The sequence below is a fragment of the Sphingosinicella sp. BN140058 genome, assembly GCF_004135585.1.
Taxonomy (GTDB): Bacteria; Pseudomonadota; Alphaproteobacteria; order Sphingomonadales; family Sphingomonadaceae; genus Allosphingosinicella.
Genome location: NZ_CP035501.1, coordinates 3,183,235 through 3,205,171 on the forward strand (window position 1 = coordinate 3,183,235; position 21,937 = coordinate 3,205,171).

General features: G+C 69.3%; 19 protein-coding genes. 9 read left to right on the plus strand and 10 right to left on the minus strand.

What is annotated here, in order from left to right; all coding sequences use genetic code 11:
* Positions 1-25: 25 nt before the first annotated feature.
* The 4 genes from ETR14_RS14335 (at position 26) to ETR14_RS14350 (ending at position 5,684) form a co-directional block, all read left to right on the plus strand.
* Positions 26-472 carry a pseudoazurin gene (locus ETR14_RS14335; protein WP_129385600.1) on the plus strand — a complete coding sequence of 149 codons (447 nt, stop codon included), beginning with the start codon at positions 26-28 and terminating at the stop codon, positions 470-472.
* Between the two features lie 302 nt (positions 473-774).
* Positions 775-1,656 carry an aspartyl protease family protein gene (locus tag ETR14_RS14340; protein WP_165356451.1) on the plus strand — a complete coding sequence of 294 codons (882 nt, stop codon included), beginning with the start codon at positions 775-777 and terminating at the stop codon, positions 1,654-1,656.
* Between the two features lie 117 nt (positions 1,657-1,773).
* Positions 1,774-4,044 carry a TonB-dependent receptor gene (locus ETR14_RS14345; protein WP_371416676.1) on the plus strand — a complete coding sequence of 757 codons (2,271 nt, stop codon included), beginning with the start codon at positions 1,774-1,776 and terminating at the stop codon, positions 4,042-4,044.
* A gap of 14 nt (positions 4,045-4,058) precedes the next feature.
* On the plus strand, positions 4,059-5,684 hold the full coding sequence (locus ETR14_RS14350; RefSeq protein WP_129385604.1) for an alkaline phosphatase: 1,626 nt from the start codon (positions 4,059-4,061) through the stop codon (positions 5,682-5,684).
* A gap of 142 nt (positions 5,685-5,826) precedes the next feature.
* On the opposite strand, the gene ETR14_RS14355 is transcribed toward ETR14_RS14350, so the two are convergent.
* The 7 genes from ETR14_RS14355 to ETR14_RS14385 form a co-directional block, all read right to left on the minus strand.
* Positions 5,827-7,164 (minus strand): methyl-accepting chemotaxis protein, encoded by a 1,338-nt coding sequence (locus ETR14_RS14355; RefSeq protein WP_129385606.1) that lies wholly within the window; start codon positions 7,162-7,164, stop codon positions 5,827-5,829.
* Between the two features lie 80 nt (positions 7,165-7,244).
* The gene (locus ETR14_RS14360) at positions 7,245-8,156 is read right to left on the minus strand and encodes a copper resistance protein B (protein ID WP_129385608.1); all 912 of its coding nucleotides are present in this window, start codon (positions 8,154-8,156) and stop codon (positions 7,245-7,247) included.
* Positions 8,153-9,850, minus strand: a complete 1,698-nt coding sequence (locus ETR14_RS14365; protein ID WP_129385610.1) for a copper resistance system multicopper oxidase — start codon at positions 9,848-9,850, stop codon at positions 8,153-8,155. Before ETR14_RS14365 ends, ETR14_RS14360 begins: the two co-directional genes overlap by 4 nt.
* Before the next feature lie 71 nt (positions 9,851-9,921).
* Positions 9,922-10,209, minus strand: coding sequence for a hypothetical protein (locus tag ETR14_RS14370; RefSeq protein WP_129385612.1), 288 nt, complete (start codon positions 10,207-10,209; stop codon positions 9,922-9,924).
* A gap of 36 nt (positions 10,210-10,245) precedes the next feature.
* Positions 10,246-10,614, minus strand: coding sequence for a hypothetical protein (locus ETR14_RS14375; protein WP_129385614.1), 369 nt, complete (start codon positions 10,612-10,614; stop codon positions 10,246-10,248).
* Positions 10,615-10,622: 8 nt separating this feature from the next.
* Positions 10,623-11,012 carry a Cu(I)-responsive transcriptional regulator gene (gene cueR / locus ETR14_RS14380; protein ID WP_129385616.1) on the minus strand — a complete coding sequence of 130 codons (390 nt, stop codon included), beginning with the start codon at positions 11,010-11,012 and terminating at the stop codon, positions 10,623-10,625.
* Positions 11,013-11,024: 12 nt separating this feature from the next.
* Positions 11,025-13,295, minus strand: a complete 2,271-nt coding sequence (locus ETR14_RS14385) for a heavy metal translocating P-type ATPase (protein ID WP_129391891.1) — start codon at positions 13,293-13,295, stop codon at positions 11,025-11,027.
* A gap of 251 nt (positions 13,296-13,546) precedes the next feature.
* Between ETR14_RS14385 and ETR14_RS28390 the strand changes: the two genes are divergently transcribed.
* A complete protein-coding gene (locus ETR14_RS28390; RefSeq protein ID WP_165356229.1) occupies positions 13,547-13,696 on the plus strand; it encodes a hypothetical protein in 150 nt (49 codons plus the stop codon).
* 10 nt (positions 13,697-13,706) lie between these two features.
* On the opposite strand, the gene ETR14_RS14390 is transcribed toward ETR14_RS28390, so the two are convergent.
* Positions 13,707-16,709 carry a GAF domain-containing protein gene (locus ETR14_RS14390; RefSeq protein WP_129385618.1) on the minus strand — a complete coding sequence of 1,001 codons (3,003 nt, stop codon included), beginning with the start codon at positions 16,707-16,709 and terminating at the stop codon, positions 13,707-13,709.
* 293 nt (positions 16,710-17,002) lie between these two features.
* On the opposite strand from ETR14_RS14390, the gene ETR14_RS14395 reads away from it, so the two are divergent.
* The 3 genes from ETR14_RS14395 to ETR14_RS14405 all read left to right on the plus strand — a co-directional run bounded on the left by ETR14_RS14395 (position 17,003) and on the right by ETR14_RS14405 (position 19,331).
* Positions 17,003-17,203, plus strand: coding sequence for a hypothetical protein (locus ETR14_RS14395; RefSeq protein ID WP_129385620.1), 201 nt, complete (start codon positions 17,003-17,005; stop codon positions 17,201-17,203).
* A gap of 665 nt (positions 17,204-17,868) precedes the next feature.
* Positions 17,869-18,321 (plus strand): hypothetical protein, encoded by a 453-nt coding sequence (locus tag ETR14_RS14400; protein WP_129385622.1) that lies wholly within the window; start codon positions 17,869-17,871, stop codon positions 18,319-18,321.
* Positions 18,318-19,331: a cation diffusion facilitator family transporter gene (locus ETR14_RS14405; RefSeq protein ID WP_129385624.1), complete on the plus strand. Its 1,014-nt coding sequence runs from the start codon at positions 18,318-18,320 to the stop codon at positions 19,329-19,331. Before ETR14_RS14400 ends, ETR14_RS14405 begins: the two co-directional genes overlap by 4 nt.
* A 270-nt stretch (positions 19,332-19,601) precedes the next feature.
* On the opposite strand, the gene ETR14_RS14410 is transcribed toward ETR14_RS14405, so the two are convergent.
* A complete protein-coding gene (locus ETR14_RS14410; RefSeq protein WP_129385626.1) occupies positions 19,602-20,087 on the minus strand; it encodes a hypothetical protein in 486 nt (161 codons plus the stop codon).
* Between the two features lie 229 nt (positions 20,088-20,316).
* Complete coding sequence (locus tag ETR14_RS14415; RefSeq protein WP_129385628.1) at positions 20,317-21,042, minus strand: NYN domain-containing protein; 726 nt, start codon at positions 21,040-21,042, stop codon at positions 20,317-20,319.
* A 108-nt stretch (positions 21,043-21,150) separates the two neighbouring features.
* On the opposite strand from ETR14_RS14415, the gene ETR14_RS14420 reads away from it, so the two are divergent.
* A complete protein-coding gene (locus ETR14_RS14420; RefSeq protein ID WP_129385629.1) occupies positions 21,151-21,522 on the plus strand; it encodes a reverse transcriptase-like protein in 372 nt (123 codons plus the stop codon).
* Positions 21,523-21,937: the final 415 nt, after the last annotated feature.

A 21,937-nucleotide genomic window follows, 5' to 3' on the forward strand; every position in this document is an offset into this window, starting at 1 on the left:
AGCATGAACCGGGAGTTTCTCGCGTATGAAGATCACCTTTGCCGCCGGCGCGTTGCTCGCCGCCCTCGCGCTTTCCGCCTCGCCGGCGGCGGCCAGGGAATGGCAGGTCAAGATGCTCAACAAGGGCAGCGACGGCAAGCTGATGGTGTTCGAGCCGGCCTTCCTCAAGGTCGCCCCCGGCGATACGGTCAAGTTCCTCGCCACCCAGAAGGGCCATAATGCCGAGACCGTTGCCGGCATGACCCCGGCCGGCGGCCCGACCTTCAAGGGCAAGATCAACGAGGAGATCGTGATCAAGTTCACCCAGCAGGGGCTCTATGGCTACAAGTGCCTGCCGCATGTTGGCATGGGCATGGTCGGCCTGATCCAGGTCGGCAATGCCGCCAACAAGCCGGCCGCGACCGCTGCCGCCGCCAAGCTTCCCGGCATGGGGAAGAAGAACATGACCGGGCTCCTCGCGCAGGCGCGGTAAGAATACTTCATTTGTAACTCCCCTCCCTATCAGGGAGGGGGTGGGGGGTGGGTGCGCTTTTCGCCCCTCGACGGGGCGGAAAGCGCCTCCTTCCGCGCAGGAGGCGTCCAGCAAGGCGCGGCTATGCCGCGCACCCACCCCTAACCCCTCCCTGAAAGGGAGGGGAATAGAGGGGCGCCCCTAAGTCGGAGGGGATGAAGGGGCGCCGTTCAAGGCGCGTTCACCGCGAAAGCATAGCTCTCCTGCCGCGCAGCCTCATGCACGACCATGCGAAAGGGAGAGAGCGTTCGATGTGGCGACGAATGCGATCCTGGCTTCCGTTGCTGCTGCTCGCCGCGCCGGCAGCGGCTGCGCCCGCCGAGCCGATCCGCTTTCGCTTCGCGGCGCATGCACCAGTGCTGCTCGCGGAGGGACGGATCGGCGCGGAGCGGCGGCGCGTTTCGGTGGTGATCGACACCGGCGCAACGGCCCATTTTCCGCTCTTTCTCAGCGCCGATCTTGCCGCCCGGCTGAGGCTCAGGCCATCAAGCGAGGTCTTCCCATTCGACAGCACGGCGATTGGGCCCGAGCGCCAATCCTATCGCACTGCGCGGCTCGACAGCTTCGAGCTGGGCTCGGTGCAACTCGAAGATGCCGAGGTCGCCATCGCGCCGCTCGTCGACCGGCTCGGCCAGGCTCTCCGCCGCCCAGTCGACGTGATCGTCGGCCAGGATTTCCTCGACGGCCGCGTGGTTGCGATCGACTACCGCAGGCGCCGGCTCGATCTCGACGCTTCACGCCCCGACGCACAGCCGATTCCCTTCCGCTTCGCGCCCGCGAGGAAGCTGCTGCTGGTTGAGGCGCGGGTCAACGGCGCTGGGCCGTTCACCTTCGAGATCGATACCGGCTCGAGCGGTACCTTGCTCTCCCCGCGCGCCGCGGCGGCGGCGCAGGTCGTCCGCCGCGGCGAAGGCGTGCAGCACGGGGCCGGCGGCAGCGTACGAGTGGGCATCGGCAGCGCCGATGTCTCTTTCGGCGGCCTCACCCGCAGCCTTCACGGCATCGCCATCTCCGACACAATCGAGGGTGTCGGCGCCGCTGCGGGAAGCCGCATCGACGGCATCATCGGCTTCGATTTCCTTGCCGGCACCCGGCTGACCATCGACTATCCGGGCAAGCGGCTGTGGCTGGCGGAGCCTCGCTAGGCGTCGCATCTCTCCGACAAATTAGGTCTGCAACCAAAACGTAATCGCCGGGTCATTGCTGCGTCACGGCGATGCGCCACAGCGCCCCCGACAAACCCAGACCGGGTTCAAGGGGGAATGATGTTCCGTTCGATTGCTTATGTTTCCGCTCTGCTCGCCGGCGTCTCGCACATGCCCGCCTTGGCCGCGGACGAGGTCGCCGCCGACACTGCGGCCAATGGGGTCGTGGAGGATGGCCAGGAGATTCTTGTTACCGCGCAGAAGATCCAGCAGCGCGCCGTCGATGTGCCGATCACCATTTCCGCGGTGAGCGGAGCGCAAATGCGCGAGCTCGGCGTCTCCGATCTCGATGAATTGTCCAACTACGTTCCCGGCCTCAACATCCAGGAGCAGAGCGCTAACAATCCCGGCATCGTCATTCGCGGCATCACCTCGGACAGCGGCTCCTCGCAGCAGGCGGCGAGGGTCACGCTCTACTATAACGGCGTCGACATCTCGCGCTCGCGCGGCGCCTACCAGGACGTCTACGACATCGAGCGGATCGAAGTGGTGAAGGGGCCGCAGGCCACCTTGTTCGGCACCGCCTCTACGATTGGCGCCATCAGCATCATCTCGGCACGCCCGCGGCCCGGTTTCTCTGGCGAACTCACCGCCGGGCTCGGCAATTTCGATCAGCGCCTGCTCTCGGGTCATTTCAACGCCGGCAACGATACCGTCGCCGGACGCATCGCCTTCGCCTGGAAGAAGCGCGACGGTTACGTCGAAAATCTGGATTCGGTGCAGGACAATCTGAACGGGCAGGACCAGCTCGGCATCCGTGGCTCGCTCCGCTTCACGCCGTCGCCCGACGTCACGGCCGATCTCATCCTCACCTACGATCGCCAGCGCAATCCCGGCACCGCCTTCATCACCAACCGGGTGCCGCCGGCCTCGCTCACAGGTGTATTCGGGCCGGCCTGGCTCGGCGGTTCGCCGTTGTCGAAGGAGGTGCTCGGCCTATCGAAGCTCGGCCTCCACCGCGACGTCTACGACGCGAACTTCACCCTCGCCTGGGACTTCGCCGACGATTGGACCCTCACCACGGTCAACGGCTATCGCGAGTTCGACTCGCTGGAAGTGTTCGACGCTGACGGCACCCGCGCCTGGTTCCTCGAATTCGCCGAGGACGCCAAGGGCCACCAGATCAACCACGAAACCCGCTTCGCCTATGACAATGGCGAGAGCTTCCGAACCTCGTTCGGCTGGAATTTCTTCCACGAGATGAACAGCCAGACCGTGCCCTTCTCGTCCAACCAGCGGATCTTCGCCGCCTGTTCGTCAGGTCCCGCGAATTGCATCGCTGCCGACGGCAGTGTCCCGTCTGCGGCGCTTCCGGCGATTCCTTACAGCTCGATCTATTCCAATCGGGGTGAGAACGACAGCTATTCGATGTTCGCCGATGGTACGTGGACACCCACCCCGGCGCTCGAACTCACCGCCGGCGCGCGCGTGCTGATCGAGAAGAGGCGGTCCGGTTACGTGTCGGATGTGCCCAACGCCCTCAACGGTCGGCCGCTCATTCCCAACCAGGTCAGCACCCGCGGCGAATTGTACGAGGTCGAGGACAGCTTCTCGGCATTGCTGCCGCGCTTCAACATTCTCTACCGCCTGTCCGACCGGGTGAACGCCTACGCCACCATCTCCAAGGGCCGCCGCTCGCCGACCGTTCAGATTGCGGCGCGGTCCACGGCGGCGGGGCCGGTGCCGGCCATCACCAACATTCCCGAGGAGAATGTCTGGAACTACGAGGCGGGCCTCAAGGGCAGCGCCGGCATCGCGTCCGGATCGATCGGCGTGTTCTACCAGAAGTACGACAACTTCCAGGTCAGTCGCACGCTCGACAACGGCACCACCGTCACCGAATCGGCGGGCACCGCCAGCAATCTCGGCGTCGAGGCCGAGCTCGAGCTTCGGCCCACGTCGTGGCTGCGCCTGTTCGCGAACGGCGCCTGGATCGACGGCGGCATCGACGACAAGGCGGCCAACGGCGTCTATGCCGGCGACCGATTCCGCCTGCAGCCGGAGGTACAGGCCTCGGGCGGCTTCACCATCGATGCGCCCTTGGGCGGCGACCTGCGGGTCTTCGCGACGCCGAGCGTGACCTATCGCAGCCGCATCTATTTCGAAGTCCCGAACACGCCGGAGATCAGCCAGGATGCGGTGACCCTGGTCAACCTGCGCGCCGGCCTCTCCTTTGCCGAGCGCTACGAACTCGCCGCTTTCGCCCGCAATCTGCTGAACGAGGATTATCTGCTCGACGCCGGCAATACCGGACGCGCTTTCGGCTACCCCACCTTCATCCCGGCCGAGCCCCGCCTCTACGGCCTCCAGCTCACCGCCCGTTTCTGATCGGAGAACGAGACATGACCTTGCACCTCGATCGTCGCCTGCTTCTGAAGGCGGGCGTTCTCGGCCTCGGCGCGCTGCCGCTGCCGGGCGCCGCCGCGATGCTGTCGGCGCGCGGCTTCACCCATGGCGTCGCCAGCGGCGAGCCGAATGCGAACTCCGTTCTGCTGTGGACGCGCTTCGTCGCCGCCAGCGACAGCAAGCTCCGCTGCGAGGTTGCCGCCGACGACGGGTTCAGGTCGGTGGTCGGCGGCGGCGACGTTCAGGCGCGGGGCGAAAGCGATCACACCGCCAAGCTCGTCGTCGATGGTCTCGCGCCGGGACGCTGGTACTTCTATCGCTTCATCGCCCCCGACGGTTCGAAAAGCCCTGTCGGCCGTACCCGCACCCTGCCGCAGGGCGACGTGCCGCGCTTCGGCATCGGCCTCTTTTCCTGCTCCAACCTCGGCTACGGCTGGTTCAACGCCTACGCCCATGCCGCCGCCCGCGACGATCTCGACCTCATGGTCCATGTCGGCGACTATCTCTACGAATATGGCGCCGGCACCTATCCATCGGCCAAGGAGCTGGTGCCGGGCAGGCTGATCCAGCCCGATCACGAGATGGTCGCGCTTGCCGACTACCGCCTGCGCTATGCCGCCTATCGCGCCGATCCCGATCTCCAGCGCCTGCACCAGCGTTTTCCGATGATCGCCCAGTGGGACGATCACGAATTCACCAACGATGCCTGGAAGGGCGGCGCCGAGAACCATCAGCCGGACACGGAAGGCGATTGGGCGGTCCGTAAAGCGGTGGCCGAGCGCGTCTATCGCGAGTGGATGCCGATCGCCGACAAACGCTACAACCAGTTCGAGATCGGCACTCTCGCCACCCTGTTTCGCCTCGAGACCAGGATCGAAGCGCGCGACAAGCAACTCGATCTCGGTGCCGCGCTCGCGGGCCAGGCCGATCTCACCAAGGCCCTCAACGACTTTCGCGCCGGGCCGTGGAGCGATCCGACCCGCACCTTGCTGGGCGCCGCACAGGAGAAGTGGCTCGGTGAAGGCCTCGCGCGTTCGACTCGTGCCGGCACACGCTGGCAGATCCTCGCCCAGCAGGTGATCATGGGTAACCTCCGCTTCCCGCTCGACGCGACCAATTGGGTGTCGCCGACTGCGCCCGAGAAAGCGCGCCAGCGGGCCCAGGTCGCGGTCGCGGGATCGCGGGCCGGTCTGCCGTTCAACCTCGATGCCTGGGACGGCTATCCCGCCGCACGCGGTCGCCTGATCCGCCAGGCGCAGGAGAGCGATGCCAATCTCGTCGTCCTCGCCGGCGACAGCCACAACGCCTGGGCGAACAACCTCTCCGACGGAGTCAGCAGGGTCGGTGTGGAATTTGCCGGCCACAGCGTCACCTCGCCGGGCTTCGAGGCCTACGCGCCCGAGGTGCCGCCGGCGACGATCGCCGCCGGCCTGCGCGCGGCCAATCCCGGCCTCGCTTTCGCCGACACCAGCCGCCGCGGCTACGTATCCCTGGAGCTGACCGCCGACCAGGTCACCGGCGCCTTCCACTTCCTGTCGGGGATCCGGGAGCGGGGGACGACGCTGGCCGAGACCAGGCGCTTCTCGGTCAAGCACGGCGCGCGGGTGCTGGCGGAAGCCTGACGGAGAGGCTCACCCTTCTCCGTCGAGCAAACCCGTTCGGGCTGAGCTTGTCGAAGCCCTCTTTTCCTTCGGGCTGGTAAGGAAGGAAGGGGCTTCGACAGGCTCAGCCCGAACGGATGTGATCGCACCACGTTCGACGTAATCAGGCCGTCCGCACCACATCGAGGAACTCGCCCAGCCGGCGTCCGACCCGCTGACCCTGGTCCGAAAGCCCGGCGGCGATGTCCTGCATCGATCCGGCGGCGTCGGCGGCGGCGGCGGCGCTGGCGTTGATCCGGGCGGCATTGCGCTCGATCTCCTCGGTCGCCTTGCCGGCCTCCTCGAGATTGCGGGCGATTTCCTGGGTCGCGAGGCGCTGTTCCTGCATCGCGTCGTGGAGCGAGGCCGAGACCGCTTCGGCGGCGTGAATCACCGCCTCGATTCCGCTTTGTCCCTCGGCGACGTCGCCGATCGCGGTGCCGATCTGCTGCACCCGATCCTTGATCGTCGCCGCCGCGTTGCGGGTCTGCGCAGCCAGCGCCTTGACCTCGCCGGCGACGATGGTGAAGCCGCGACCGGCCTCGCCTGCCCGCGCCGCCTCGATGCTGGCATTGATCGCCAGCATCCGCGTGCGGCGGGCGATGTCGTCGATCAGCTCGGTGACGTCGACGATCTCCTCGGCCGAGCCGGCGAGCCTGCGCATCCTGTCGCCACCGCGTTCGGCCAGCGCAACGGCATCGCGCGCTGCTGCGCTCGCCGCGCCGGACCGCGCCTCCACCCGGTGCAGGCTTCCGGCCAGAGCATGGGCGCGCCGGGCGACCTCGTCCATGTTGGCAGCCGCCTGGGTCGAGGCGCCGGCGACCCCCACCGCGGCCTCGCGGTTCGCAGCAGCGCGAACGATCATCCGCGCGGCGGCCTCGCCGAGCGACCCGGAGAGGTCGGACAGGTCGGTGCCGAGGCGCCCGGCGTCGGTCTGGAATTCGGCGCTTGCCTGCTCGATCCGCTCGGCGCGGCGGGCACGCTGAAGCGCCACCTCGACCTGGCGCGCGGCGGCGATGCGGAGCAGAGCCTCGTCGGTGACGATGCCGACGAAGTGTCCGGCGCGCGTGACGATCACGCCTTCGACCCGGGCGTCATGGCGCGCATGGACTTCGAGCAAGGCATCGAGCGGCGCCTCGGCCTCGATCGTCGGGTAGGGACGGATATGCGCCGCGAGCGAGCCGCCGAAGCTCGGATTCTTGAGCAGGGCGTAGCCGTAAGGATTGAACAGGATCGTCCGCATCTCGCGCTCGAAGATTGCGCCCACTGGGCGGCCGCACTCGTCGAGCACCGCGATCAGGCGGAGAACCGGCGCCGTTCGGAAGCGTTCGACCGCCTCGATCAACGGCGCCGACGCGGCGACCGACTCCCGTGCCGAGACCAGGCTGGCAATCGTCGGCGGCTCGACCGTCTCCACACTCTCATTCCTGCGACGATCGATTGGCACGACATTGGCGGTCACCGGCTGCTCCTTCGCCGCCGCAGCTAGCTGTCGCTGGTAAAGGCGCCGTTAGGATTTGGTGACACTGGCGTGACAGCCGCTCAGAACCAGGCGCGCACCCCGAGCAGCATGCTCCATCCGCCGCGCGCCTCGCCGGCCGCCCGCCGCAGCCGCGCGGTGTCGCCGAACGCCCGCTCGTAGGCGACGCCGACATAAGGCGCGAACTCCGGCACGAACTGGTAGCGCAGCCGCAGGCCGATCTCGCCGCGGCTGAGCCCGGAGCCGAGGCGCAGGCGCGGCACGTCCTGCGCCTGCACGTCCGCCTCGATGCGGGGCTGCAGGATCAGGCGCTGGGTGAGGCGCAGATCATAATCGGCTTCGGCGCGGGCGCTGAGCTCGCCCTTGTTCGAGACGAAGGCGGCCGCCTCGATCTCGAACCAATAAGGCGCGAGACCCTGGACGGTGAGCACGGCATGGGTGCGATCCGGGCCACGGCCGAAATCCTGCCGCAACCCGGCCTGAAGGTCGAACCAGGGGCCGATCGCATGGCTCCACAGCGCCTGAACCTCGCCGCGATCGAGGCGGCCGTCGCCTTCACCCTCGCTTTTCAGCCAAAGCTTGTCGGCGTCGCCGCCGTGCCAGGCCTGGACCTCCCAGGCGTAGCCGCCGCCGCTACGATATTCGGCACGGTCGATCAGGATCTTGCCGACCGCCATGCCGCCATGCTCGCCACGCAGGGTCGCGCGTGACGGGGCCATCCCTTCCGTGCCCCAAACCTGGTCGGCTGCATGTTCGGGACCGGACATCGCGCCTTGCGGCGGTGCACCCGGCGAGACCTCGATCGCCGTTGCTGCCGTGGCGGGCGTGCAATGGCCCATTGCGGCATGCTCGGGCGGGCAGGAGGGGTCCCGCGCGGCCGGCATGGCGTGCCCTGCATGCGGATCGTGCCCTTCGTGCTGCGCAAGCGCGGGAGAGGCGGTGCAGGCGGCAAGCAGGATAAGCCCGGCCCTCATGCTGTCTCTCCTTCGAGCGGCCGTACCGTCACCACCCGCATCATGCCGGCGTGCATGTGGTAGAGGAGGTGGCAGTGGAACGCCCAGTCGCCGGGCGCGTCGGCGGTAAGATCGAGGTCGACGAAGCCGCCCGGCAGCACCCGCACCGTATGCTTGAGCGGCTGCAGGTCGCCATGGCCGTTGACCAGTTCGAAGAAGTGGCCGTGCAGGTGCATGGGGTGGGTCATCATCGTGTCGTTGATCAGCCGCAGCCGCACCCGCTCGCCGCGGGCGAAGCGATAGGGCTCCGGGTTCTCGCTCAACTTCGCACCGTCCATCGACCACATGAAGCGCTCCATGTTGCCGGTCAGATGGATGTCGACCCGGCGCGTCGGCGTCCGCCGGTCGGCGCGCGGCGCGAGTGCGACGAGATCGCGATAGGTGAGCACCTTGTGCCCGACGTCGTCGAGCCCGATGCCGGGATCGCCGATGCGGTCGGCCGGCATCGGCGCGATCATGTCGACGCCGACGCCGACCGGAAAGGCGACCTTGGACTCGTCGCGCATGTCCATGTCGCCATGGTCCATGCCCGGCATCGCGCCATGGTCCATGCCCATGTCCCGCATTCCCAACGTCGGCCGCTCGCGCAGCGGCGGCACCGCCGCGCGCAGGCCGGGCCGGGGGGCGAGCGTCGCGACCGCCATGCCGGAACGATCGATCGTCTCCGCGACCAGGCTGTAGGCGCGGTCCTCCGGCGTGACGATCACGTCATAGGTCTCGGCATTGCCGATCTGGAGCTCGTCGACCGCGACCGGCCGCACCGGCACGCCGTCGGTCGCGACCACCTCCAGGCGAAGGCCGGGGATGCGGAGGTTGAAGATGGTCTGGGCAGCGGCGTTGACGATGCGCAGCCGCACCCGCTCGCCGGCGCGGAACAGGCCGGTCCAGTTCTCGGCCGGGCTGTGGCCGTTGACCAGGAAGGTGAAGGCGGCGGCGGTGACGTCGGCAATGTCGGTCGGGTCCATGCGCATCCGGGCGAACATCGCCCTGTCCGCGGCCGTCATTGGGTCAGCCTTGCCGTCGAAGCGATTGGCGAGCGTCCGCTTCTGGCGGTTGAACACCCCGCCTTCCTGCTTCAGCCGGGTGAACAGGTGGTGCGGGTGGAGAAAGGTCCAGTCGCTGAGCACGATCACATGCTCCCGATCGGACGCGATCGGATCGGCGCCGGCCGGATCGATGATCAAAGGTCCGTACAGGCCGACCTGCTCCTGCAGGCCCGAATGGCTGTGGTACCAATAGGTGCCGGACTGGCGGAGCGGGAATTCGTAGGTGAAGGTCGACCTGGCCTTGATGCCGGGGAAGCTCACGCCGGGAACGCCGTCCATCTCGAACGGCACCAGCAGGCCGTGCCAGTGGATCGACGTGTCTTCACCGAGCCGGTTGTCGACGGTCAGCCGGACGGTGTCGCCCTCGCGCAGGCGGATCAGGGGCGCGGGGAGGGTGCCGTTCACCGTCACCGCATGACCGGAGCGGCCGTCGACTCCGAAGCGCGATGTGGCGACTGTCAGGCGGATATCGGTGCCCGACAGCGTGCCGCTGCCCTTGGCGGCGAGGCCATGGCTGATCGTCTTGGCCCAGGCGGGCAGGCCCATGGCGAGCCCGCCGAGCGCCGCGCCTCTCAGCAGGGCGCGGCGCGAACAGGAATATGGGGTCATCGTCACTCTCATGTGCGGACGAACCGCGAAGAGGCGGCGGCGACGGATCGCGCCGCCGCCGCCTCCCTGCCTCAGCCTTGCGGCGACGGGGCGCCGTGGCCGGCGTGCGGACCATCGTGCTTCATGCCGTGCTCGGCGCACATCTTCTCGCACTCGGCAGCGCTCTTGCCGGCCTTCAGGCAGGAATCGTGCTGCGCCTTGTGGTCGGCGTGCGCGTCCTTGGCCTTGCCCTGCTCGGCGTGCTGGGCATGCTGCGAGTGGCCGGCATGGCCGGCGTGCGGATCGGCCGGCGCAGTCTGGGCCTGCGCAGCGGCGGGGATCGCGATCGCAAGCGCGACCGCGGCAAACAAGGTCTTCATGTCTTCAACTCCTGAAAAGATCGAAAGAAAGGATCGTCAGGAGGCTCGTGGCGGCGGGGTTGCCGCTTCGGGATGAAGGCCATGGGGTTCCGCTGACGGCGCGGGCGGATCGAGCCGGACCGGCAGCGGCGCCGGATGCACGAGCATCGCGCCGAGCGCGGGCAAAGCCGCGCAGGCCAGCGCGCAATCCGGCGACCGCGCTGGCGCCTTCTTCGGCCGCGGCGCGCAATGACCGTCCATCGCGGCATGGGTCTCGCCAGCGACGGCCTCCGGCACCGCCGCCATGGCCGGCGCGTGAACCATCATCGTAAGCGGCGACAGCAGCAGGACGACCAGGGCGAAAAGGCGCAGGAAGCGCGGCATGACCGCTCCATAGGCCTCGCCGCGGCGGCGAACAATGTGCATCTGCCGCCTCATTCGCCCGCGAGCCCGCCAAGGATCGGGCAATCGGGGCGGGCATCGCCATGGCAGGTGGCGGCGAGATGTTCGAGCGAGCGGCGCATCGCGTCCAGCGCCTCGGCCTTGCGCTTCAGTTCCGCGGCGCGCGAGAGCGCGAGTGCCTTCACCTCGGCGCTGGTCCGGCCGCGATCGTGCCAGAGCGCGATCAACTTGCCGATCTCCTCGATCGGAAAGCCGAGGTCGCGGGCGTTGCGGATGAAGCGCAGCGTGTTGACGTCGCGCGCGTCATAATCGCGATAGCCCGAGTCGCGCCGTGCCGCCGCCGGCACCAGGCCGATCTTCTCGTAGTGGCGGATCATCCGCGGGCTGACGCCGCTCGCCGCCGAGGCTTCGCCGATCTTCATCCTGCGACCTCCTTACAGCCTGACGGCGCGCAACCGAAGCGCGTTGCCGATCACCGTCACCGAGCTCAGCGCCATCGCCGCGCCGGCGAGCATCGGGCTCAATTGCAACCCGAAGGCGGGGTAGAGCAGGCCGGCCGCGATCGGCACCCCGGCGGCGTTGAACAGGAACGAGAAAGCGAGGTTCTGGCGGATGTTGCGCATCGTCGCCCGGCTTAGCCGCCGCGCCCGGACGATGCCGCCGAGATCGCCGCCGATCAGGGTGACGGCCGCGCTCTCCATCGCGACGTCGGTGCCGGTGCCCATCGCGATGCCGACATCGGCGGCGGCGAGCGCAGGCGCGTCGTTGATCCCGTCCCCCGCCATCGCCACCCGGCGTCCCTCGCCGCGCAGACGCGCGACCACGGCCTGCTTGTCGGCGGGGAGCACGTCGGCGATCACCCCGTCCAACCCGCCGAGCCGCGCCGCGACCGCGTCGGCGGTGCGGCGATTGTCGCCGGTGAGCATGATCACGCGGAGACCGTCGCGGCGCAGCGCCCCGACCGCCTCGGCCGCCTTGTCCTTGATCGGATCGGCGACGGCGAGCAGGCCGGCAAGCCGCCCGTCGACGGCGACGAAGATCACGCCCTCGCCCCGGCCGCGCCGCCGCTCGGCCGCGTCGGCGAGCAGGGCAGGATCGACGCCCAGATCGGCGAGCAGGGCGGCATTGCCGAGCGCGACACTGCGGCCGTCGACGTTGCCGGTGACCCCCTTGCCGGTGTGCGATTCGAAGCCGTCGGTCTCGGCAAGGGCGCGCCCGGCCGCAGCCTCGACGATCGCGCCGGCAAGCGGGTGCTCGCTGCCGCGTTCGAGTGCGGCGGCGAGTGCCAGGATCTCGTCCTTGGCGAAGCCGGCGGCGGCCTCGACGGCGACCAGCTTCGGCTTGCCGAGGGTCAGCGTGCCGGTCTTGTCGACGACCAGCGTGTCGATCCGCTCCATCCGCTCGAGCGCCTCGGCGTCGCGGACCAGCACCCCGGCGCCGGCGCCGCGGCCGGTGCCGACCATGATCGACATCGGCGTGGCGAGGCCGAGCGCGCAAGGGCAGGCGATGATCAGCACCGCGACTGCATTGACCAGAGCGTGGCTGAGCGCCGGTGCCGGGCCGAACAGCGCCCAGGCGGCGAAAGCGAGCAGCGAGACGAGCAGCACCGTGGGTACGAACCACGCCGAGACCCGATCGGCGAGCGCTTGCACCGGCGCCCGCGAGCGCTGCGCGGCCGCGACCATCCGGACGATCTGGGCGAGCATCGTGTCCGCGCCGACCCGTTCCGCCCGGATCAGCAGCGCGCCGGTGCCGTTGACGGTGGCGCCAGTCACCCGGTCTCCGGCTGCCTTGGCGACCGGCACCGGCTCGCCGCTGATCATCGCCTCGTCGACCGCCGAGCGGCCGTCGAGCACGGTGCCGTCGACCGGCACCTTCTCGCCGGGCCGGACCCGGAGCGTGTCGCCGGGATGGACATGGTCGAGCGGCACGTCCGCTTCGATTCCGTCCGCATCGATCCGCCGCGCGGTCTTGGGCGCGAGGCCGAGCAGGGCGCGGATCGCCCGCCCGGTCGCCGCCCGCGCCCGCAGTTCGAGCACCTGGCCGAGGAGGACGAGGGTGACGATCACCGCCGCGGCTTCGTAATAGACCGGTACCGCGCCGCCCATCGTCCGCAACGTGGGCGGGAACAGGCCGGGCACCAGGGTCGCGACCAGGCTGTAGCCGAAGGCGGTGCCGACCCCGAGCGCGATCAGGGTGAACATGTTGAGGTTGCGGCTTCTGACCGATGCCCAGCCCCGTGCGAAGAAGGGGGCGCCCGCCCACAGCACGACGGGCGCCGCCAGCGCCAGCTGAACCCAGGCGGCGGCCGACATCGGCAGCAGATGGAGGCCGAGCATGTCGGCGACCATATTGAGGACGAGCAGCGGGATCGACAGCGCCGCGCTCACCCACAAACGGCGGGTGAAGTCGACCAGCTCCGGATTGGGGCCGTCCTCCAGGCTCGGCTCCAGCGGCTCGAGCGCCATGCCGCAGAGCGGGCAGGTGCCGGACCCTTCCTGGCGGATCTCCGGATGCATCGGACAGGTCCAGATGCTTCCCGCCGGGGCAGCAGCAGCCTTGCCCGCGGCGCGCTCCGCCGGGCTGCTGGCCAGATAGGTCGTGGGATCGGCGGCGAACTTGGCCCGGCAGCCGGCGCTGCAGAAATGATGGAGGACGCCATTATGGGCAAAAGCGTGCGGGCTCGTCGCCGGATCGACCGTCATGCCGCAGACCGGATCGAGGATGGCGCCCGCCCTGCTCTTGCCGCCTCCACAGCATGCGGCGCCGGTATCGCCAGTCTCGCCCGAATGTGCGTGGTGGGTCTCGGGTGCGTGCTGCACGGCTCCGCTCCTGGCCTGGGTCCTGCTCATGTCGGGTGAGATGGGGTTTGACACAATGTCAGGGTCAAGGGCGGATTTGCGATTTTCGGACCCTCGATCGGCGCCGCACGTTCCGGCCGCGAAGGAGTATGCGCATGGCAGACGACAAACCTCTCGGCCGCAAGATGGCGACGGCGGCGGCGATCGGGGCGGTGATCGCGATCCCGGTGCCGTTCGTCGGCCCGGTGATCGGCGCCGCCGCCGGTGCCGGTTATGCCTGGTGGAAGGCGAACAAGAAGGGCTGACGCCCGCGGCTCAGCCGTTGCGACGGCTCTCCGCGATCGCCGCCGCCAGATCCGACTGGCGGAACGGCTTGGTCAGCCGCGGCAGCTCGGGGGCGACGCCCTCGGCTTCGGCATAGCCTGATATGATCAGCACCGGCAGGCCGGGCCGCAGCTGCCGGGCTTCGCGGACAAGGGCGGTGCCGGTCATCCCCGGCATCAGATGGTCGCTGACCAGAAGGTCGATCGCCGCGCCCGCCTCCAGCCGAGCCAGCGCCGCTTCCGCCGAGTCGGTCTCGATCACGGTGAAGCCGAGATCGGCGAGCATGTCGGCGGTGGTGGCGCGAACCGCCTCCTCGTCGTCGACGAGGAGGACGGTGCCGGACGCGCTCGGCACATCCGCCGGCACCGCGGTGTCGACGGGGGCTTCCGCCGCGGACGTGCTCGCCGGCAGCCAGATGCCGATTCGCGTGCCTTCGCCCGGCGCGCTGTCGATGGTCAGCGCGCCGCCGAGCTGCGAGGCGAGGCCGTGAACCATGGAGAGACCGAGGCCGGTGCCCTGGCCGACTCCCTTGGTCGAGAAGAAGGGCTCGATCGCGCGCTTCGCGGTGTCCGCGTCCATGCCGGTGCCGGTGTCGGCGATGCAGAGGTGGAGATAGGGGCCGGGGCAAAGGTCGCTCAGGTGCCCGCGGCGGACCTGCTCGGCGTCGACCCGCAGGCTCAGCGTGCCGCCGTCGGGCATCGCGTCGCGCGCATTGACGCTCAAGTTGAGCAGGGCCATTTCGAGCTGGTTGGGATCGGCGAGCGCGGGCGGCAGATCGTCGGCGAAGCCGATGTCGAGCCGGATCCGGGGGCCGATCGTGCTCGCGATCAGATCGCGCATGCCGTCGACCAGAACGCCGATGTCGACCGAGCGCGGCTGCAGCGGCTGGCGGCGGGCGAAGGCGAGCAGGCGCTGGACCAGGGTCTTGGCGCGGTCGGCTGATTGCAGTGCGCCGCCGATCAGCCGCGCCTCGCGGGCGTTGCCGATGCCGCGCCGCTGGAGCAGATCGAGGCTGCCGATGATCGGCGTCAGCAGATTGTTGAAATCATGGGCGACGCCGCCGGTGAGCTGGCCCATCGCTTCCAGTTTCTGTGACTGGCGGAGCGCCTCGTGGACCTGGGCCAGCTCGGCCTGCCGCGCCTTTTCGGCGGTGACGTCGCGGCCGACGCAGTGGATCTTGCCGCCGTCGGTGGCGCCGGTCCAGGCGATCCAGTGCCAGCCGCCGCCGGCGCCGCGCAGCCGCGTTTCGACGTCGGCGACGGTTCCGGAAAGCGCCGCCGCCGCGGCCGTCCGCGCCGGCGCGACGTCGTCCGGGTGGAGAAAGGCGGCGAAATCCTGGCCGAGCAGATCCTCGGCCCGGTAGCCGAGCCGGCGCACGGCGGGATTGACCGCCTCGATGCGGGCGTCGCCGCCGATCACCAGGAAGATGTCGCGGCTCAGCCGCCACATCCGGTCGCGCTCAAGGGTCCGCGCCGCGACTTCGGCCTCGAGGGTGGCGTTGAGGCGGTGCAGCGCGGCTTCGGCGCGCGCCTTCTCGACGCTGGCCCAGGTCCGCTCGGCGACCTCGGCGGCGAGCAGACTCTCCTCGTCGCGCCACGCCCGCGGCGCCGCCGCGTGCAGATAGAGGATGGCGGTGAACCGGCCGGCCTTGATCAGCGGCACGACGAGCAGGGCGCGCGTGCCGATCGAGGCGTAGCCGGCGGCATAAGGCGCAGACAGCGGATCGGCGGCGATGTCGTCCAGGCGCAGGATCTCGCCGGTGCGCAGACGGGCGATGATGGCGGGGCCGAACACATCGAGATTGCGGGTCTCGCCGGCGAGGCTCGCCATCGTGCCGTCGGTCCAGTCGCGTTCGACGGTGACCCGCTGGCCGGCGGCGTCGATCTCGCCATAGCCGACTCGCGGCACGCCGAGCGTGCGGCCCAGCGCCTCGGCGGCGGCGGCCTTGATCGCCTCGGCGTCGGCGATGCCGCGCAGCCGGTCGCCGAGCGCGAGCAGGAAGGATTGCCGCTCGGCCTGGGCGCGCAGCGCGGCTTCGGCCTGGGCGCGCTCCACCGCCGACCAGGTCCGCTCGGCGACTTCCTCGGCGAGGCGGAGATCGTCGTCGCTCCAATGGCGGGGCGTGCGATCGTGGAGGTAGAGCACCGCGACCAGGCGATCCTGCTTGATCAGCGACACGGTGAGCGCGGCGCGTATCTCCAGCGCGGCGAAGGCGGCCGCCGCGGCCGGATCCTCCGCGCGGGTGTCGCGCTCGGCATCGTCGACCCGCAGCGACTCGCCGCGGCGAATCGCGCCGAACACGGCCTCGCCGAATGCGGCGAGATCGTGGGTGCCGTTGTGGTGCGGGACGGAGCCGTCGGTCCAATTGCGATCGGTGGTGAAGAAGCGTTCGCTCTCGTCGACGGTGCCGTAGCCGACCCGGCTGACGCCGAAATGGGTGCCGAGCGCGCTCTGGGCGGCGGCGATGATCGCGATCGGATCGGCGAGCGCGCGTAATTGCGTCTCGAGCGCGATCAGAAAGCCCTGGCGCCGGCGCGCCCGCATTTCCTCGGTGGTCTCGACGCAGACGCAGAGCACGCCGGCGATCGCCCCGTCATCGTCCCGGATCGGGCTGTAGGAGAAGGTGAACCAGGTCTGCTCGGGTCCGCCGTCGCGGTGGAGCACGACCGGCAGATCGGCGAACAGGCTCGACCGCCCGGCAAAAGCGTCGGCGATGATCGGCGCGATCGTGCTGCGCACCTCCGGCCAGATGTCGAGGAAGTCGGCGCCCATTGCCGCGGGATGGCGCGCGCCGAGGATCGGCTGGTAGCCCCGATTGTAGATCAGCCGCCGCTCCGGTCCCCACAGGATGAACATCGGGAAGCGCGAGGCGGAGATGAGGTCGACGGCGTTGCGCAAGGTCGCCGGCCAGGCTTCGCGCGCGCCGAGCGGCGTGCCCGCCGCGTCGTCGGCGGCCTGCGCAGGCGAGATGTCTTCTGCTCCCGCCCCCTGCATCCGCGTCACTCCCCTTTACACTCCGCCGGCCCCGCGGAAGCCCTGCGATGCCAGAGACTTAGGCAGCCGGCAAGCGGCAGCGCGCTGGCGGGGCGGCGAACGCGCCGCCGGACGGCTTGTTGACCTGGTCGGCAGAGGGGAAGATCCTGCGCGGCCTGCTTCGCCATCGCCTCCGTGCGGGTCCTTTCCGGCGGTCGGCACGCCCCGGGGGAGGCTCGGTCCATCGTGCGTCCGGAACGGCAATGGCGGCCGGCCGTTACCCCTTCGACCTGCTAATCGCTTGAGAAGACACGATGATCATCCTCGCTCTGGCGCTCGCCGCCGCGCCCCCCGTCGCCGACGTCCCGCCCAAGCCCAAGGCCGAACGTCCCGCCGCCACCGAGCAGCGCCGCACGGCCACCCGCCTCGATGCGCTCGAGCGCATCGTCGACGCACTCGAGCCGGAAGTGCCGGTGGCGGTGGAAGCGGCGCCGGACGGGCCGACCGGGCTTTAGACCGGATCAGGCCAGCCGGCGGCGCCCTCCTTCTGCGCCCGGCTCGCTCCGCTGTGTCTACCGTCCTGCTCTTGCGGGAGGAGCGGGCAGTAAGATGCCACGAACCCGGCGCTTCCGTTCCGCTCTGCGCGCCCAAAAAACAGGTGAAATACAGGCGGTGCGGGAAGGCAGAGCGCCGCCGGCGGCGGCCCCACCTCCAGCCCCCTCCCGCAAGTGCGGGATGGGAGTGAGAAGTGCGGGAGGGTGCGGCGCGTGAACCGCGCCCCATGCGGTCCTGCGTTGCCGAGGCATCGGGTGCGCTGCCGTCAGGCGGTGCTTTCCTGCTCGCCTTTGCGACGGGAAAAACAGGTGAAATACAGGTGGAGGTCGCCGGCGACGCGCGGCGGCAGGCGACCATGCTGCCGGTCGCCTGCGCGTCCGCAGTGTTTGCTGGTTCACCGAGTCAAAGAGCGGGGCGCCTGCCGCCATTCACTGTCGGGCGAACAGCGCTCCGAAGCCGTGGAACATAGCAGGAACATGCGTGATTGGCAAAGGCAAAGTCGCGACGAACGCGGGGCGACCGATGCGTGAATCCTGGGAATGATGGCGATCGCGCACTGCCTGCTTAGTCCTGTCGCACCCGGGACAAGGAACATGCCTTGAAGGCGGAGCGTTCTGTAGCCGTAATGAGAATTCCGGCCCTTTTCGCGCTCGCCGCCGCTGCCGTGTCGCTGGCCGGCTGCGACGACTTCCCCAAGGATCCCGATGGCACGCTCGACCGGGTCCGCGCCGAGCGCAGCTTCCGGGTCGGGCTGATCGCGCCGCATGAGGGGCCCGGGGCGGAGGCCGGCCGGGCCTTTCTCGGCCGGGTCGCCGCGGCCACCGGCGCGCAGCCGGTGATCGAGGCTGGATCGGCCGAGCCCCTGCTCAAACGGCTGGAGGAGGGCGAGCTCGATCTCGTCATCGGCGCGATGCACGAGAAGAGCCCGTGGGCGACTTCGGTCAGCCTGCTGCCGCCGCTGGCGCAGACGGTCACACCGCACGGCAAGATCCGGCTGCTGCCGATCGCGCGCAATGGCGAGAATGCCTGGATCACCCTGCTCCACGGCGAGGCCAAGGCCGCAGGGGTGCCCGAATGAGCGCGGACCGGACACTTCACGCGCAGCACGCGCCCCACGGACGCTCCGAGGACGGTGCCGACGGCATCAAGCCGCTGCCGCCGGAGATACGGGGCGACATGGCCCGCGGCCGCACGCTCGAATGGTGGACGATCGGGCTGATGGTGACCGTGATCGTGTCGATGGGCTTCGCCGCCGGATCGAGCCAGGCGATGCGCACAGCCTGGATCGAGGATCTGCTGAGCCTCGTCCCCGCCATCGTCTTCCTGGTCGCCGCCCATTTCGAGCCGAAGGCGCCGACCCGGCGCTTCCCCTTCGGCTATCACCGCGCCAACAGCCTGTCCTTCCTGATCGCCGCCGTCGCGCTCTGCGCCGTCGGCGTCAGCCTGCTGATCGAGAGCGTGATGACCCTGGTGAAGCAGGAGCATGCGACGGTCGGCCCGGTCAGCCTGTTCGGACACGAGATCTGGGCGGGCTGGGTGATGGTCGCCGCGCTCGTTTATTCGATCGTGCCGCCGGTGATCTTGGGGCGGCTCAAGCTGCCGGTCGCGAAACGGCTGCAGGACAAGGTGCTGCACACCGATGCGATGATGCAGAAGGCCGACTGGATGACCGGCCTCGCCGGCATCGCCGGGGTGATCGGCCTCGGCCTCGGCTTCTGGTGGGCGGACGCAACCGCCGCCGCGATCATCTCGCTGTCGATCCTCAACGATGGCGTGAAGGCGCTGCGCAGCGCCACCGCCGAGCTGGTCGACGGCGCCCCGCGCGCGCTCGACAAGGACGAGGAAGCGGAGGATGCCGCGTCGCTCCGCCACGAGCTTGAAGCGCGCTACCCCGGCGCCGAAGTGCGGCTGCGCGAGACCGGCCGCTTCATCCATGCCGAAGTGGCCGGGGCGGAGCGCCCGGACCCGGTGATCGACCTCAAGGCGCTGTGGCCGGGCACGCCGGAGCGCGCCTGGCGGCTGGCGCAATTGAGCTTCGTCGCGCGCGACGAACGCGGGCCGGGCGCGCCGGGGGATTTCGGCACTTGAGTCTCCTCTCCCCTTCAGGGGAGAGGGCAGGGAGAGGGGCCGCACCGTATTGACCGTAATTACGGTCGATTTTCTCGCGGCGGCATCGGCCTTGGTGAAGGGGCAGGCCCTTGTCCATCGCAGGCGCGAGCAAGTTGCCCTGGTTAGATTGGCCCGTTTCGTCCCGCCCTTTTTCGATATCGCACGTCATGGCGGCCGGTCCGGGTGCGAGCGGCTTGTCGTGCGATGCGCGCCAGCTGCTGGTCTCGCCGGCCGAGGCGCCGAGAAGATTTAGCAGCGCGTCACGATGCTTTCGGCCAGGAGCGTCCCATTACGATCGCGGACGACGGACGCGACCGATGCGCCAAGCGCCACCCAGAGCGGAAACCGGAGCCCGCCGCAGACCTGCTCCCGCACTGCCTTCTCCGAGCGTTCGGTCAGGGCAGCATGCTGCTGGGGCGTGATCGTCGCCGCGTCCCGATGGAGCGTGTAGGGATAGGTCAGCCGCAGACCATCCGCTTCGATCTTCTCCGACGTCAGGACGGGATCACGCTGGGGAAGATCTTCGTTCAGCTGCCGCGCCAATTCGCGCAGGACGCACGCGACCTTCTCCCTACGCTGAGGACCGGGCAGGCGCCGAAGCGCCGCCTCGGAATCGACCACGGCGCCGCATGCGGCAAGGAACCGGCGCTGGGACTCGATCTGCTGCGGCGTCGGCGCCGCGGCGGCCGTTGCCGTGACCCCGCACGCGATGAAGATGGCGAGTGCGTTCCGCATACCTGCCTCCTGGTCATCGGCAATGCCCTAAGCGGATCCGTGCCGGTGCTTCGATCCGGAGAACGTATATGGAACATAGGTTGGCGTCAAATCGTGGCGAGGTGCGGAGGTGCGGTGCCTCTTCTCCTGCTTCGGCGATCAAGTTCCTAGTTCCCCCTCTCCCTACCCTCTCCCCAGAGGTTCCCATCAAAGTACTACTTTGATGGGGTCCCCGGGAGAGGAGCGGAGATCAACGCTTGACCCGGATGTAGACGCTGCGGCCGGCGTCGCGGCGGACTTCGAAGGTGCCGGTGCTTTCGACGAGGTCGCCGAGCTTGGCGTGGCCGAAGGTGCGCGGATCGAAATCGGAGGCGAGGGCGGCGATGCGCTGGCCGACCGCCCCGAGCGCGACCCAGCCGTCCTCGCCCTCGAACTGGGCGATGGCGCGCTTGATCAGCGGCACCGCCAGCGCCGGGCGGCGCGTCGCCGCGTCGGGACGCGCGTCGGCGGGCTCGTCGGGCTTGGGCGCTTCGGGGAGGAGGTTTTCGGTGTAGATGAAGCGCTTGCAGGCCTGGCGGAAGCTTTCGGGAGTCTTCTGCTCGCCGAAGCCGTAGACGTCGATGCCCTGCTCGCGGATCCGTGAGGCGAGGCGGGTGAAATCGCTGTCCGACGAGACCAGGCAGAAACCGTCGAAGCGACCGGAGTGGAGCAGGTCCATCGCATCGATGACGAGCGCGATGTCCGACGAATTCTTGCCCGTCGTGTTGGCCGGGCTCAATTGCGGCTGGATGGCGTGGGCGGCGAGGATCTCGACCCACGACTTGAGCCTGGTGCCGGTGAAATCGCCATAGATGCGCCGCACGCTCGCTTCGCCAATCTTGGCGATCTCCTCGAACAAGCCGCGGGCGATGCGGGGCGAGGCGTTGTCGGCGTCGATCAGGACGGCGAGGCGGGGTGCGCGGACTTCGGTGGCCATGGCGGACACATGCACCGGATGCGGGGCAAAAGGCCAGAGCTCCTCCCCCGGAAGCGCGAACATGTGCGCCCTTGCCGCCGCCGCGCCGCCGGCGGCAGAAGGACGGGCATGAAGATCTTCTTCGACGGTGGCTGCCACCCCAACCCTGGAACGATCGATGTCGCGGTGGTGCTTCGGGGGCAAAGCCACATTCGCACCACGATCGCCACCGGCGACAATAATGACGCGGAATGGCGGGCCTTGCTGTTCGCGCTGGAGCTGGCGCTCGCGGCCGGATTGGACGACGTGCGCTTCGTCGGCGATTCCAAGCTGGTCATCGACCAGGCCGCGGGCCGGCTTCCCTGCCGGAGTGCGCATCTCCGCGACTTCTGCGACGAGTTCCGGACGCGCGCGGCGGCGATTCCGCGGCTGCGGCTGACCCATGTCCGGCGCGCGCAGAATCTGGCCGGCATCGCGCTGGATGCGGCGCGGTGGCGCTAGGACTGCCCTCACCCTCCCACCGCTCCGCGGCGGGCCCCGCCCTCTCCCCAGCATGGGAGAGGGGGTTGGGGGCGGCCTTGACGCCGTTCGCCGCAGCGCCTCTCCCATCCGGCACTTGCGGTAGGAGCGAGGGTGCCAAGCGCCGCTCTGGCTGTGCTTGGTGGCCGCAAAAACAGGTGAAATACAGGTGGCGACGGCTGCGGCCCAAGCCGGGTGAGAAGAGTGCCGCCTTAGCCGCACCCCATGCGATGCCAATTCAGGACCGCACGGGGAAGGCCCAGGCGCCGCATCCTCCCGCAAGTGCGGGAGGGGCCGGAGGTGGGGCGACGCCGTGAGGCGGCGCTCCTGCTGCCGCTGGATGGCCGCAAGAACAGGTGAAATACAGGTAGCGACCCCCTTTGAGGCGTCGGGATCG

Coding starts and splice junctions, on each gene's coding strand:
- ETR14_RS14335 (WP_129385600.1), top strand. CDS start 26: ATGAAGATCACCTTTGCCGCCGGCGCGTTGCTCGCCGCCCTCGCGCTT.
- ETR14_RS14340 (WP_165356451.1), top strand. CDS start 775: ATGCGATCCTGGCTTCCGTTGCTGCTGCTCGCCGCGCCGGCAGCGGCT.
- ETR14_RS14345 (WP_371416676.1), top strand. CDS start 1,774: ATGATGTTCCGTTCGATTGCTTATGTTTCCGCTCTGCTCGCCGGCGTC.
- ETR14_RS14350 (WP_129385604.1), top strand. CDS start 4,059: ATGACCTTGCACCTCGATCGTCGCCTGCTTCTGAAGGCGGGCGTTCTC.
- ETR14_RS14360 (WP_129385608.1), bottom strand. CDS start 8,156: ATGAGGGCCGGGCTTATCCTGCTTGCCGCCTGCACCGCCTCTCCCGCG.
- ETR14_RS14365 (WP_129385610.1), bottom strand. CDS start 9,850: ATGACCCCATATTCCTGTTCGCGCCGCGCCCTGCTGAGAGGCGCGGCG.
- ETR14_RS14370 (WP_129385612.1), bottom strand. CDS start 10,209: ATGAAGACCTTGTTTGCCGCGGTCGCGCTTGCGATCGCGATCCCCGCC.
- ETR14_RS14375 (WP_129385614.1), bottom strand. CDS start 10,614: ATGCACATTGTTCGCCGCCGCGGCGAGGCCTATGGAGCGGTCATGCCG.
- cueR (WP_129385616.1), bottom strand. CDS start 11,012: ATGAAGATCGGCGAAGCCTCGGCGGCGAGCGGCGTCAGCCCGCGGATG.
- ETR14_RS14385 (WP_129391891.1), bottom strand. CDS start 13,295: ATGACGGTCGATCCGGCGACGAGCCCGCACGCTTTTGCCCATAATGGC.
- ETR14_RS28390 (WP_165356229.1), top strand. CDS start 13,547: ATGGCAGACGACAAACCTCTCGGCCGCAAGATGGCGACGGCGGCGGCG.
- ETR14_RS14390 (WP_129385618.1), bottom strand. CDS start 16,709: ATGCAGGGGGCGGGAGCAGAAGACATCTCGCCTGCGCAGGCCGCCGAC.
- ETR14_RS14395 (WP_129385620.1), top strand. CDS start 17,003: ATGATCATCCTCGCTCTGGCGCTCGCCGCCGCGCCCCCCGTCGCCGAC.
- ETR14_RS14400 (WP_129385622.1), top strand. CDS start 17,869: ATGAGAATTCCGGCCCTTTTCGCGCTCGCCGCCGCTGCCGTGTCGCTG.
- ETR14_RS14405 (WP_129385624.1), top strand. CDS start 18,318: ATGAGCGCGGACCGGACACTTCACGCGCAGCACGCGCCCCACGGACGC.
- ETR14_RS14410 (WP_129385626.1), bottom strand. CDS start 20,087: ATGCGGAACGCACTCGCCATCTTCATCGCGTGCGGGGTCACGGCAACG.
- ETR14_RS14415 (WP_129385628.1), bottom strand. CDS start 21,042: ATGGCCACCGAAGTCCGCGCACCCCGCCTCGCCGTCCTGATCGACGCC.
- ETR14_RS14420 (WP_129385629.1), top strand. CDS start 21,151: ATGAAGATCTTCTTCGACGGTGGCTGCCACCCCAACCCTGGAACGATC.